This window comes from Streptomyces sp. CAI-85 (assembly GCF_013363615.1).
GTDB classification, from domain to species: domain Bacteria; phylum Actinomycetota; class Actinomycetes; order Streptomycetales; family Streptomycetaceae; genus Streptomyces; species Streptomyces antibioticus_B.
Map to the genome: position 1 here is coordinate 201803 of NZ_JAANNX010000001.1, position 12709 is coordinate 214511.

11 protein-coding genes are annotated in these 12709 nt (G+C 73.1%); 10 read left to right on the forward strand and 1 reads right to left on the reverse strand.

The annotated features are described in order from the left end of the window. The first annotated feature begins 3 nt into the window (after positions 1-3). From G6W55_RS00810 to G6W55_RS00855, 10 genes are all read left to right on the forward strand, one after another. Positions 4-888, forward strand: a complete 885-nt coding sequence (locus G6W55_RS00810) for a Rossmann-like domain-containing protein (RefSeq protein WP_175518756.1) — start codon at positions 4-6, stop codon at positions 886-888. Further along, positions 888-2021 carry a PLP-dependent cysteine synthase family protein gene (locus tag G6W55_RS00815; protein ID WP_175518757.1) on the forward strand — a complete coding sequence of 378 codons (1134 nt, stop codon included), beginning with the start codon at positions 888-890 and terminating at the stop codon, positions 2019-2021. The genes G6W55_RS00810 and G6W55_RS00815 overlap by 1 nt, the downstream gene beginning before the upstream one ends. Continuing rightward, positions 2018-3076 (forward strand): dipeptide epimerase, encoded by a 1059-nt coding sequence (locus tag G6W55_RS00820; RefSeq protein ID WP_175518758.1) that lies wholly within the window; start codon positions 2018-2020, stop codon positions 3074-3076. Before G6W55_RS00815 ends, G6W55_RS00820 begins: the two co-directional genes overlap by 4 nt. Next, a complete protein-coding gene (locus tag G6W55_RS00825) occupies positions 3060-4322 on the forward strand; it encodes an MFS transporter (RefSeq protein ID WP_175518759.1) in 1263 nt (420 codons plus the stop codon). Before G6W55_RS00820 ends, G6W55_RS00825 begins: the two co-directional genes overlap by 17 nt. Before the next feature lie 44 nt (positions 4323-4366). Further along, a complete protein-coding gene (locus G6W55_RS00830) occupies positions 4367-5212 on the forward strand; it encodes a class I SAM-dependent methyltransferase (RefSeq protein ID WP_205071923.1) in 846 nt (281 codons plus the stop codon). A gap of 46 nt (positions 5213-5258) precedes the next feature. Beyond that, the gene (locus tag G6W55_RS00835) at positions 5259-6839 is read left to right on the forward strand and encodes an ABC transporter substrate-binding protein (protein ID WP_175518761.1); all 1581 of its coding nucleotides are present in this window, start codon (positions 5259-5261) and stop codon (positions 6837-6839) included. Further along, complete coding sequence (locus G6W55_RS00840; RefSeq protein WP_175518762.1) at positions 6836-7789, forward strand: ABC transporter permease; 954 nt, start codon at positions 6836-6838, stop codon at positions 7787-7789. The genes G6W55_RS00835 and G6W55_RS00840 overlap by 4 nt, the downstream gene beginning before the upstream one ends. Further along, positions 7786-8646, forward strand: a complete 861-nt coding sequence (locus tag G6W55_RS00845) for an ABC transporter permease (RefSeq protein ID WP_175518763.1) — start codon at positions 7786-7788, stop codon at positions 8644-8646. The genes G6W55_RS00840 and G6W55_RS00845 overlap by 4 nt, the downstream gene beginning before the upstream one ends. After that, positions 8643-10193, forward strand: a complete 1551-nt coding sequence (locus G6W55_RS00850) for an ATP-binding cassette domain-containing protein (protein ID WP_175518764.1) — start codon at positions 8643-8645, stop codon at positions 10191-10193. Before G6W55_RS00845 ends, G6W55_RS00850 begins: the two co-directional genes overlap by 4 nt. Before the next feature lie 76 nt (positions 10194-10269). Continuing rightward, complete coding sequence (locus tag G6W55_RS00855; RefSeq protein ID WP_175518765.1) at positions 10270-11673, forward strand: phospholipase; 1404 nt, start codon at positions 10270-10272, stop codon at positions 11671-11673. A 49-nt stretch (positions 11674-11722) separates the two neighbouring features. Here the strand turns inward: G6W55_RS00855 and G6W55_RS00860 are convergent, their stop codons facing one another. Further along, positions 11723-12670, reverse strand: coding sequence for a TauD/TfdA family dioxygenase (locus G6W55_RS00860; RefSeq protein WP_175518766.1), 948 nt, complete (start codon positions 12668-12670; stop codon positions 11723-11725). Positions 12671-12709 lie beyond the last annotated feature (39 nt).

Here is a 12709-nt window from a genome sequence, read left to right on the forward strand (position 1 = left end):
GTGATGAGTGGCACGACGAGTGCCGCCCGCACGGCGCGCTTCGCCGCGTACGACGAGCTGGTGGCGTGTGTGCGGGCCGGTGGACTCGGTCCGGATCCGGCCGGGCTGCGGATCGCCGTGGCGTTCACGACCCGGCAGGCGGTACGGCACGAGGGGCGGTCCGGGGGCTATCGCAACGAGGTTCTCAGTCTGCGGCTCGGGGCCGCCGTGGGCTCGTGCGCGGTCGAGCCCGGGGCACTGCCGGAGCGTGCCGTGGAGGAGTGCGCGGGCGCGGACGTGGCGCGGCTGCTGGAACATCCGCTGCCCGCGGTGCGGGTGGCGGCGCTGGACGCCTATCTGATGCACCTCGCGCCGCACACGCCGGACAACGGGGCGCGGCCCGTCGCGCTGCCCGCCGGGACGTCGTTGGAGAAGTCCGTGGCCCGCGCGCGGGCCGTCGTTGAACTGCTCCAACTGCCGCCGGGCGCGACCGTGCTGGTGGTGGGCGTCGTCAACTCCCTGCTGGCGGAGCTGCGCGGGCGGGGGCTCGGCTATGTGCCCTGCGATCTCAAGGGCGGCCGGACCGAGTGGGGCGAGGAGGTGGTGCCCGACGCGCTCGCGGCGGCCGGCCGCTGCGACGCGCTGCTCGTGTCGGGGATGACCCTGGGCAACGGCACCTTCGAGCCGCTGCGGCGGCACGCGGTGCGGCACGGCAAGCAGGTGGTGATGTTCGCGCAGACCGGGAGCGCCGTGCTGCCGCGATTCCTCGGGCACGGGGTGAGCGCGGTGTGCGCGGAGCCGTATCCGTTCTTCTGGCTCGACGGCGGTCCGGGTGTCGTGCACCGGTACATCGACGGCGGTCCGGGCGTAGTGCACCGTTACGGCGGCGCGTGTCCGGAGGGCTCGTGATGACCACGACCGCTCCGTGCCGGGCGGCCCGCCCGGAGTTGCTCGCCCTGCTCGGCGGTACGCCGCTGGTCCGGGTCACGGTCGATCTGCCGGGCCCGCACCCGGGGTTCTGGGCCAAGCTGGAGGGGCTCGCGGCGGGCGGGATGAAGGCGCGGGCCGCGGTGTCGATGCTGCTGGGCGCCCGTGAGCGCGGTGAACTGCGGCCCGGGGCGCCGGTGGTGGAGTCCACGTCGGGCACGCTCGGGGTCGGGCTGGCCTTCGCCGGTCAGGCGCTCGGCCATCCCGTCGTCCTGGTCGGCGACAGTGAACTGGAGCCGTCCATGCGGCAGTTGCTGCGTGCCCACGGGGTCCGGCTGGAGATCGTGGACCGTCCGGCGGTCCGGGGCGGCTGGCAGGCCGCGCGGCTCGACCGGCTGCGGGACCTGCTGGCCGTACTGCCGGACGCCTACTGGCCGGACCAGTACAACAACCCCGACAACAGCGCCGGTTACGCCTCGCTGGCCGCCGAACTCGTCGACGGGCTGGACCACTTGGACATCCTGGTGTGCAGCGTGGGCACGGGCGGTCACAGCGCGGGGGTGATCGGCCCGCTGCGGCGGCGCTGGCCCGCGCTGCGGCTGATCGGGGTCGACGCGACCGGCTCCACCATCTTCGGCCAGCCCGCCCGGCCGAGGCTGATGCGCGGCCTGGGCAGCAGCATCCACCCGCGCAACGTGGCCTACGACGCCTTCGACGAGGTGCACTGGGTCGGCCCGGCCGAGGCCGTGGACGGTTGCCGACGGCTGGCGCGCGGCAGTTTCGTCAGCGGCGGCTGGAGCACCGGCGCCGCCGCCCGGGTCGCCGCGTGGGCCGCGCGGGTCCACCCCGGCGCGGTCGTCGCCACCGTCTTCCCCGACGGGCCGCACCGCTACCTCGGCACCGTCTACGACGACGACTTCGCCTCGGCCCACCGACTCGACCCGGCCTCGGCGGCGGGCCGGCCGGTGGAGATCCCGTACCCCGGCGCGGCCGAGGCGACCGGCTGGGCGCGCTGCACACGCGTCACCGATCCGCTGAGCCCGCTCAATCCGCGCGAACCACTGAATCCGCTGAGCCCGTTGGGTGACTCGCCCCGTCCGGAAAGGACCCCGTGAAGGCCCGTCTGCGCACCGTACGGCTCGATCTCGCCGAGCCGCTGCGCATCTCCCGCTCCACCATGACCTCCCGTGACGCGATATGGCTGGCCGTCGAGCACGACGGTGTCACCGGCCACGGCGAGGCCGTCACCAGTGTCTACTACGGTCTCGACACCGCGTCGCTGGAACGGCTTCTCGGCACCGCCGGTGCCGGTCTGGCCCGCTTCCCCGATCCCGAGAGCGCCCTGGAGGCGCTGTGGGCGGGCGAGTTGAGCGGCCAAGGTGTTCCGCCGGCCGTGACGGCCGCCGTGGAGGCCGCGCTGCTCGACCTCGTCGGCAGGCGCGCGGGCCGCCCCGTCCACCGACTGCTGGGCGCGGTACGGCCGCCGGTCGCGGCCACCGCGCGCACCATCGGCATCACCTCGCTCGCCCACGCGGCCGCCCAGGCGCGTGCGCTCACGGCGAGCGGCTTCGGGATCCTCAAGGTCAAGGCGGGGAGCCCCGATCCGGAGGACGACGTCGAACGCGTCCGGGTCGTCCGGGACGCGGCACCCGGGGCGCGGCTGCTGCTCGACCCCAACGGGGCCTGGACGGCGGCCCAAGCCGAGGCGCTGCTGCCCCGGTTCGCCGACCTCGGCGTGGAGGCCGTGGAGCAGCCCCTCGCGCCCGGCGACCCGGAGGCGCTGGGCGCGCTGGCCGAGCGTTCGCCACTGCCCGTGATCGCCGACGAGGACGCCGTCGGCCTGGCGGACGTGCGCCGGCTGGCCGGGCGGGTGCAGGGCGTCAACGTCAAGCTCGCCAAGTGCGGGGGCGTACACGCGGCCCTGCGGATCGCCGAGGTGCTCGACGGCAGCGGCACCGCGCTGATGCTGGGCTGCCTGACCGCCAGCAGTCTCGGGCTCGCGCCCGCCGTCCACCTCGCCGACCGGGCCCGCTGGGCGGACCTCGACGGACATCTGCTGCTGGCCCGCGACCCGTGGTCGGGGATCGGCGGTCAGGACGGCTTCGTCCGGGCAAGTGACCGGCCCGGCCTGGGAGTCGAGGAGGTGGCGGTCGATGAGGACGTGGCGTGAGGCGCGCACGTTTCCGCTCGCGGTCCAGCTCCTGCTGGTCAACCAGCTCGGTGTGAACACCGGTTTCTATCTCCTCATCCCCTATCTGGCCACCCATCTCGGCGAGAACCTGGGCCTGTCGGCGGCCGTCGTCGGCGTGGTCCTCGGAGTGCGCAACCTCAGCCAGCAGGGGCTGTTCCTCATCGGCGGCTCGGCCTCCGACCGGCTCGGCGCACGCGGTGTCATCATCGCCGGCTGCGCCCTGCGCACCGTCGGGTTCGCCCTGTTCGCGTTCGGCGACGACCTGACCGTCCTGCTGGCCGCGTCGATGCTCAGCGGGCTCGCCGGGGCACTGTTCAACCCCGCCGTGCGCGCCTACCTCTCCCAGGAGGCGGGCGAGCGGAAGGCCGAGGCGTTCGCCCTGTTCAACGTGTTCGCCACCACCGGGGCGTTGATCGGCCCGCTGCTGGGCAGCGCGCTGCTGCTGGTGGACTTCCGGGCGTCGGCGCTGACCGCCGCCGCGATCTTCGCCGTACTGACCGTGGCACAGGCGCTGGTGCTGCCCGCCCGCGCGGTCCGGCCGAACCGCAGCACACTGCGCGCGGACTGGCGTGAAGTGCTGGGCAACCGGGCCTTCCTGTGGTTCGCGCTGGCCATGGTCGGTCTGTTCACCCTGGAGAGCCAGCTCTATCTGCTGCTGCCCGACGGGGCACGGCACGCCACCGGCTGGGACGGGGCGGCCGGGCTCGTCTTCGTCGTCGGCACGGTCACCAACATCGCGCTGCAACTGCGCGTCACCCGAGCCCTCAAATCACGCGGTAACAGGGCACGTTGGATCACGACGGGCCTGGCGCTCATGGCCCTGGCGTTCCTGCCGCCCGCCGTCGTGGCCGGCGGCTCCGACGGCCCGGCCGGTCCGGCCGACGCGGTGCTGCGCGCCCTGCCCGTCCTGCTCGGCGCGCTGCTGCTCCACCTGGGGGTGATGGTCGCCCAGCCGTTCGTGATGGAACTCGTGCCCCGCTTCGGCCGGGCCGAGCTGACCGGCACGTACTTCGGCGTGTTCTACATGGTCTCCGGGATCGCCGCCGCCGTCGGCAACGCCTTCGTCGGCTGGGTGATGGACCTCGGGGACCGGGGCGGAGCGGGCTGGCTGCCGTGGGTGGGCTGTGCGCTGGTGGGGGGCGCGTCCGCGCTGGGCGTGGCCTGGCTGCACCGGCTCGGATCGCTGCCCGCACCGGCGAAGCCCGCCGTGGCCACCGCCGTCTGAGGCCCGCGAGGAAGGAGACGACAACACCCATGACCTCCACACCCATGACCTCCACACCCGTGAACTCCACACCCGTGACGTCCATACCCACGGCCTCCACCGCCGCCCGCAACCTGCTCACCGACAACCCCGCTCTGTACGAGGCCCGGTTCCCCGATCCCGACCGGCTCGCCGCGCGCTGGACCGAGGACTGTCTGCGCCGGCATCGCGCCGGGACGCGGGTGCTCGACATCGGCTGCGGCACCGGACGCGACGCCGCCCGTCTCCACACCGTGGGGCGGCGGGTGACCGGCGCCGATCTGTCCGAGGCGATGCTCGCGCACGCCCGCGCCCACCATCCGGGACCGGTGTACGTCCACGCCGATCTGCGCGGATTCGACCTGGGCCGGGGCGAGTTCGACGCCGTGGTCTGCCTGGACAGCTCCCTGCTGTACTGCCACACCAACGCCCAGCTCGACGCGTTCCTGTCCTCCTGCCGGCAGGCCCTGTCCCCCGGCGGTCTGCTGGTCGCCGAGATGCGCAACGGCGCCTACTTCCTCGGCCGCACCGACCTGTTGGACGCGCCCGCCGTCGACACGTTCACCTGGCGGGGCAGCGTCTACCGGTCCACGACCACGCTCACCGTGGACCGTACGGCCCAACTCCTGCGCCGTACGCGCGTATGGACCGTGGACGACGGTCCGGAACCGGTCGAGCAGCGGTCCGCGTGGCGGCTGCTGTTCCCGCAGGAGCTGCGCCATCTGCTCGGGGCGCACGGCTTCGACGTCCTCGAACTCCACGACGGGCCCGGGCCGCGCACCGAACCGGCATGGCGGGAAGGGCTGTTGCCCGGCGCGACCGCGGACGCGGACCGGCTGCACGTCGTCGCCCGCCTCTCCCCCGTCCGCTGACCTTTCACCTCACGGCATCCCACCTCACGACATCCCAAGGAACCCCATGTACGACGAACGTCTCCCCGGCCTGCGCCGACGCGGTTTCCTCGCCGCCACCGGTGCCGCCTCCCTCGGCGCGCTCGCGCTCGCCGGCTGCGCCGGATCCGACGACGCGGGCACCGACAAGAAGGGCAAGGGCGACGGCGCTCCCCGGCGTGGCGGGCGGCTGCGCGCCGCGTTCGCGGGCGGGGGCGCCGGTGAGACCCTCGACCCGCACAAGGCGTCCCTCTTCGCCGACGCCGCCCGCGCCAAGGCGCTCTACGACAAACTCGCCGACTACGGCGCCGACTTGTCCGCGCAGCCCCGACTGGCCGAGAAGTGGGAGCCCAACGCGTCCCTGGACCGCTGGCAGGTGACCCTGCGCGAGGCGACGTTCCACGACGGGCGGCCGGTCACCGCCGCCGACGTCCTGCACAGCTACCGCCGTATCGCCGACCCCCGGCAGGCGTTCCGCGCCAAGGCGTCCCTGGAGCCCATCGACCTCGACGCCAGCCGCGCCACCGGCGAGCGCGGCATCGAGTTCGTCCTCAAGCGGCCCACGGCCGAATTCCCCAACGTCCTGGCCGCGTTCGGCGCCTACATCGTCCCGGAGGGCGCCTCCGACTTCGACACCGCCCCGATCGGCTCCGGCCCCTTCCGGTTCGCCTCCTTCACCCCCGGCCGCTCCGCCTCCTTCCGCCGCTTCGACGACTACTGGGAGGGCGCCCCGCACCTGGACGAACTGGAGTTCGTGGTCGCCAACGAGGAGTCCGCCCGCGTCAACGCGCTCCTCGGCGGTCAGGTCGAGTACGCGCATGAACTCGACCCGGCGACCGCCCGCGCCCACGAGGGCAAGGGGCGCGTGGAAATCGTGCGGCTGCGCAACAGCGCCATGCAGGCGTTCTGCATGAAGACCGACCGGCCCCCCTTCGACGACCCGTCGGTGCGCCAGGCGTTCTTCCTCATCGCCGACCGCCGGGAACTGGTCGACGGCGCGCTGTCCGGCGCCGGTGTCGTCGGCAACGACCTGTTCGGCAAGGGCTACGAGTACTACGCCGACGGCCTCCCCCAGCGCGAGCAGGACCTCGACAGGGCCCGCGCCCTGCTCAAGCGGGCCGGCGCCGAGAAGCTCGAGGTCACCCTCGACACCTCGTCCGTCGCCGCCGGATTCACCGAGGCCGCCGGGATCTTCCGCGACCAGGCCGCGCAGGCCGGGGTCACCGTGAACGTGCGGATGGGCAGCAAGGACTCCTACTGGGCCGACATCCTGGACCACGGCACCCTGTGCTGCTACCGCTCCGGCGCCATGCCCATCGAGTCCCACATCTCCCAACGGCTGCTCACCGACTCCACGACCAACGCCACCAAGTGGAAGCACAAGGACTTCGACGCCCTCTACCGGCAGGCCCAGTCCACCCGCGACGCCACCGAACGCGCCGCCGTGTACGAGCGGATGCAGCGCCGGCTGTACACCGAGGGCGGATTCCTGATCTGGGGCTTCGCCGACTGGATCATCGGAACGTCCGATGCGGTGAAGGGAGTTGTGGCCGAGGCGCCCGCCAACACGCTCGACTGGGCGCGCTTCGACAAGGTGTGGCTGGCGTGAGCGGACTGCGCTCCTTCGTCGCCCGGCGGCTGCTCCTCGGTGCCGTGCAGACCGGGACGGTGGTCGTCCTGGTCTTCGCGCTCACCGAGGCGCTGCCGGGCGACGCCGCCGTCGCGCTGGCCGGTGACCAGCCCGACCCGGCCCGGATCGAGGCCATCCGCGAGACCATGCGGCTCGACCGGCCCGCGTACGAGCGGCTGGCCGACTGGACGGCCGGACTGGTGCGGGGCGACTTCGGCACCTCGCTGGTGTCGGGCCGCCCGGTCGGCCACTACATCGCCGACGGCTTCGGCCCGACGCTCGTCCTGGCCGCGCTCACCGTGGCCCTGCTGATCCCGGCGGGCTTCGGCCTCGGCGTGCTCGCCGCCCGCCGCGAAGGGCGCCGCACCGACCGGTGGATCAGCTCGGTCACGCTCGCCGTGTACGCGGTGCCCGAATTCGCCCTGGGCACCCTGCTGGTGACCGTCCTCGCGCTCCGGCTCGGCTGGCTGCCGCCGACCGCCGTCGGCTACGGCACCGATCTGCTCGCCCATCCGTCGGCGCTCGTCCTGCCCGTGCTGGTCCTCGCGTCCCGCCCGGTCTGCTCGCTGTCCCGGCTGGTGCGGGCCGGCATGATCGACGCGCTCGGCTCCCCCTACGTGGCCCAGGCCCGCCGCTACGGCGTCTCCCCGGCACGCGTCACCTGGACCCACGCGCTGCCGGGCGCCCTCGCCCCGGCCGCCCAGCATCTCGCGCGCACGATCGACTGGCTGCTGTGCGGGGTCATCGTCGTGGAGGCCCTGTACGCGATCCCCGGCCTCGGCACCGTGCTGCTCGACGCGGTCGCCGAACGGGACATGCCGGTGGTCCAGGGGCTCGCCGTGGTGTTCGGCACCGTGACCGTCGTACTGAACCTGGGCACGGACCTCGTCCTGCGCCGGCTCGCGCCCCGGGCGGGGGTGGCCGCGTGAACCGGCCGCGCACGGGCCGCTTCGTCCTCGGTGCGGCCATCGTCACCGTCCCGCTCGTACTCGCCCTGCTCGGACCGCTGTTCGCCGGTGATCCGGGGCCGCGGACGGTGTCGTTCACCCTCGGCGGCGGGCACTGGCTGGGCACCGACTTCGTGGGCCGTGACGTGTGGGGGCAGGTGCTGCACGGCGGCCGGCCCGTCGTGCTGACCGCCCTCGCCGCCACCGCCCTGTCGTATCTCGTCGCGCTGCCGCTCGGGCTCGCCGTCGCCCTCACCCACCGCCGGCTGGTGGAGGAACTGGTGATGCGCCCCCTCGACGTGCTGCTCGCCGTGCCGTCGCTGCTGCTGATCCTGCTGGCGGCCACCGTGTTCTCGCCGGGTGCGGTCGGACTGACGCTGCTCGTGGTGCTGGTGAACGTCTCCGACGCGACCCGCATGGTGCGCGCCGCCGCCACGGAGATCGCCGCCCGCCCGGCGGTCGAGGCGCTGCGCATGCAGGGCGAGACCTGGTGGCGGCTGGCCGTCGGACACGTCGGCCGCGCGATGCTGCGCCCGTTGGTCGCCGACGCCGGGACCCGGCTGACCGGCGTGCTCTATCTCGTCGCCACGGCGGCGTTCCTCGGTGTCGGGGTCGCGCCGGACGCCGCCGACTGGGCGGTCATGGTCGACCGCAACCGCACGGGCCTGTTCGTGCAGCCGTGGGCCGTGGTCGTCCCCGCCCTGCTGATCGTCGCGCTGACGACGGGCACCAACCTGCTCTTCGACGCGGCGCTCACGGACGGCGGCCGCACGTCCCGGAAGCGACCGCGGCCGTCCGAAACCCTCCGCGACCAGGCCGGGATGGAGGCACACCGGTGAACCATGCCGAACACACCGACCGTCTCTCCCGCCGCGACGACCGCACCGGGGAACCCGCGGCCGAGATCCGGAACCTGCGCGTCGAGATCGGGGGCAGGGCGATCGTCGACGGAGTGAGCCTCACGGCCCGCGCCGGACAGGTCACCGCCCTGATCGGCGCCTCGGGCAGCGGCAAGACCACCACGGGCCTCGCCCTGCTGGGCGAGTACCCGCCGAGGGCTCAAGTCTCCGGTGACGTACGGCTGTCAGGGGGCGGCCTGGTCGGCTACATACCCCAGCAGCCGGCCGCGGCCCTCAACCCCGCCCGTCGTGTCTCCGCGCTCCTGACGGACATCGCACGCTCTCAGGTGCGCCACCTGCCCCGAGGGCGGCGCCGGGCGGCGGCCCGCGAACGCGTTCTCCGTGCCCTTGCGGAAGCTCAACTGACGGATGCGGAAGAGATGTCGGGGCGCTATCCGCATCAGCTCTCCGGGGGTCAGCAGCAGCGTGTCGTGCTGGCGCAGGCCCTTCTGCTCGGCGCCCGGGTCGTCGTCGCCGACGAACCCACCACCGGTCAGGACGCGTCGACCAAGAGCCGTGTCATCGAACGGTTCGCGTCCGTCGCCGCGCGCGGTATCGCCGTCGTCCTGCTCAGCCATGACCTGGACGTCGTACGGGCGCTCGCCGACGAGGTGGTCGTCCTGCGGGCGGGACAGGTCGTGGAGTCGGGGCCTGCGCACCGTCTGCTGTCCGCGCCCCGGCACGAGTGGACGCGTGAACTGCTGGCCGAGGAGGCGGAGTTCACGTCTCGAGAGCATCCTGTCGACACCGGTCGGCCCGTCCTGCGGGTCCGTGATCTGACCGCCCGTCACCGGGACGGCGGACACGGCACGAGCGTGGTGCTGCGGGTGCCCGCACTCGACCTTAGCGCGGGCGAGTGCGTGGCCGTCGTCGGTCGCTCGGGCAGCGGGAAGACCACGCTGGCCCGCTGTCTGGCCGGCCTCCACCGCGACCACGACGGGGAGATCCTCCTCGACGGCATGCCACTGCCGCGCAGCCTGCGCCGCCGCGACCGTGGGCAACTGGCGGCCGTGCAGTACGTGTTCCAGGACGCGCGTGCCGCCTTCGACGAGCACCGGCCCGTCCTGCACCAGGTCGCCCGTACAGCGGTCCGGTTGCGCGGCGCCGCTCCCGCCGACGCGACCCGGGAGGCCCTCGCCGTGCTGGCCGGACTCGGCCTTCCGGAGGGGCTGGTGCGCGGACGGCCCGGGCAGCTCTCCGGAGGCGAACTCCAACGTGCGGCGCTGGCCCGCGCCCTGCTCGCCCGGCCGCGCGTTCTGATCTGCGACGAGATCACCTCGGGCCTGGATCCGGTCACCCGCCGGGAGATCCTGGGCGTTCTCACTGATCTGCTCCACGAGCGCGACGACCTGTCCCTGGTCCTGATCACCCACGATCTGGACACCGCCGCGCGGGCCCACCGGATCGTCGCCCTGGAGGCGGGTGAAGTCGTCGAACGGGAGGCGGCGGATGAACACCGTACGTGCGAGATCGGTGGCGTTGAGTGACAGCTATCCTCAACCAACCCCGGTTCACCGGGAATTGAGGCCGAAACGGTGGCACCACGGCCCGTTCCGGTGTGTCATGCCTCTGCCACCCCCTCGCTCTGCGCGAAAGGAACCCCTCGTGCGCCTGCGCCCCCTGCGCGCCCTGTGCGGCACCGCCGCACTGGCCCTCGCCCTGCCCGTCCTGTCCCCGGGACAGGCCGCGGCGGCCGTGCCCACCTTCTCGGTGTATCTCCAGAACTACGCGACCGGCCTGAACGCGGCCGCCGGCGGCGGCTCGGTCGCCGCGCACAACCCGAAGGGCAACGAGGACCATCAGCAGTGGGTCCCGGTCGCGGTCGACGGCGGCCACCAACTGCGCAACGCCGACCAGTCCAACGTCTGCCTCGGCCGCAACGGCACCTCCGCGGTGACCGCCGGATGCGGGGCGTCCGGCACCACCTGGACGATCACCGCCGGTGCGGACGGCACCTGGACGGTGGGCGTGCCCGGTACCTCGCAGTACCTCACCGGGTCGGGGTCCGACGCCGCCGCCGTCCAGCTCGGCTCGGGCGGTGACCTCGCCCGCTGGTACCTCACGCCGGTGGCGCACGCGACGGCCCCGATGCCGTCCGCCGACACCCGGAGACTGGACCAGGTCACGTTCCTCACCACGCACAACGCCTACGCCAACGGCGCCGACGGCAACTTCGCGTCGTTCCCGGTGAGCCTGTTCCCCAACCAGAACCTCGGCATCAACCGTCAACTCAACGACGGCGTGCGGGCGTTCATGCTGGACGACTACGCCGTCTCGGGTCGGGCCGTGCTCTGCCACAACAGTTGCGACGGGGTGAGCAACCCCGTGCCGCTGGCCACCGACATCCAGCGCATGGTCGACTTCCTCAAGGCCCACCCGGGTCAGTTCGTCACCGTCTTCCTGGAGGACTACGCGCCCTCCGACGTGCTGAAGTCCTCCCTGGCCTCCGTCAACGGGCTGAACGACGTGCTGTACCGGCCCGACCAGGAGGGCGTGGCCGTGAAGGGCTGGCCGACGATGGCGGACCTCGCGGCGCGCGGCAAGCAGCTCCTCATCTTCAGCGACCGGACGCGCTCGGGCGACAGCGCGAGCGGGTGGGCGGCGCGTGACACGTTCGGTGTGCTGTACCAGCGGGAGTGGACCGTGGAGAACTACTGGTCCATGGGCGGCGGGATCGGCAGCTCGGACTGGTCCTGCTACAGCCGTTGGGGCACCGGGCGTCCGCTGACCGTGGACTCCACCGCGTTCCACCCGCTGTTCGTCATGAACCACTTCCGGGACTATCCGATCGGCTCCACCATCGAGACGGACAACGGCAAACTCCTCAACCGGGCGCAGAACTTCTGCACGCCGGCCGCCCGCAAGAAGCCGAACTACCTTGCCGTGGACCGCTACGAGGTGGGGTCACCGTCCCCGCTGAGCACCGTCGGCACGCTCAACACGTACGTGCTGGCGCCGGGACAGTGACAGCCGCCCGGCCCGCGCCGTCCGGGAGGGCGGCGCGGGCCGGGTCGTGTCAGCCACGCGCCGTCGCCGGTGACACCGTCGGTGCCGCCGTCGATGCCGCCCCCGTTCCGACGGGGACGTCACCGCGCAGCGTGATGCGGTGCATGACGCGGTGCTGGTCGCCGTAGTCGCGGTTGGCGTAGTGGGAGGTGGCCCGGTTGTCCCACAGGGCCACGTCGCCCGGCTGCCAGCGGTGGCGCACCGTGTGCTCCGGCTTGGTGAGATGGGCGTAGAGGATGTCGAGGATGCCCCGGCTCTCGTGCTCGGAGACGCCGGTGATGTGCGAGGTGAAGCCCGGGTTGACGAACAGGCCCTTGCGCCCGCTCTCGGGGTGCACCCGTACGACGGGGTGCTCCACCGGGGCGAGGGAGCTGAACACCTCGCCCTCCCAGACGTTGCCGCGTCCCTTGCGCCGCTGGGCGAGGTAGTAGCCGAACTCGCGGCTGCCGTCGTGGACCGCGGTGAGCGGGTCGATCAGCGCCCGCAGGCCGGGCGTGAGCGACTCGTAGGCGAGCTGGCTGTCGGCCCACGAGGTGTCGCCGCCGTTCGGGGGCAGGACCACGGCGCGCAGCACGGAGATCGCCGGCGGCCGGGCCACGAAGGTCACGTCGGTGTGCCACACGTCGGCGAAGCCGTTGTCCTGGCTGTCGAGCGCGTACACCTCGTCGGGCACGTCACCGGAGTCGTGCACGGGGTGCCCCGCGGTGACCTCGCCCAGCCGGCGCCCGAAGTCGATCTGCGCGTGGTCGTCGATGTCCTGGCCCGGCAGGAACAGCACCTTGTACGCGGTGAGCGCGGCCCGCAGCGCCTCCACTCGGGCGTCGTCGATCCGACCGAGATCCACGCCGTGCACCTCGGCCCCGAAACTCGGGCCGAGCGGGGTGATCCGCAGCCCCGCGAACTCCTCGGCCCGGGAACCGGCTTGGGCCGCGTACGCCTGCTCACTGATGACGGTCATGTCCGTCTCTCCTTTCATCGGGACGGTGGTGCGGCGGCT

Excerpts from the sequence above, each read along its gene's own strand:
- G6W55_RS00860 (WP_175518766.1), bottom strand. The coding sequence starts at position 12,670 with ATGACCGTCATCAGTGAGCAGGCGTACGCGGCCCAAGCCGGTTCCCGG.
- G6W55_RS00855 (WP_175518765.1), top strand. The coding sequence starts at position 10,270 with ATGCCTCTGCCACCCCCTCGCTCTGCGCGAAAGGAACCCCTCGTGCGC.
- G6W55_RS00825 (WP_175518759.1), top strand. The coding sequence starts at position 3,060 with ATGAGGACGTGGCGTGAGGCGCGCACGTTTCCGCTCGCGGTCCAGCTC.
- G6W55_RS00835 (WP_175518761.1), top strand. The coding sequence starts at position 5,259 with ATGTACGACGAACGTCTCCCCGGCCTGCGCCGACGCGGTTTCCTCGCC.
- G6W55_RS00815 (WP_175518757.1), top strand. The coding sequence starts at position 888 with ATGACCACGACCGCTCCGTGCCGGGCGGCCCGCCCGGAGTTGCTCGCC.
- G6W55_RS00810 (WP_175518756.1), top strand. The coding sequence starts at position 4 with ATGAGTGGCACGACGAGTGCCGCCCGCACGGCGCGCTTCGCCGCGTAC.
- G6W55_RS00830 (WP_205071923.1), top strand. The coding sequence starts at position 4,367 with ATGACCTCCACACCCGTGAACTCCACACCCGTGACGTCCATACCCACG.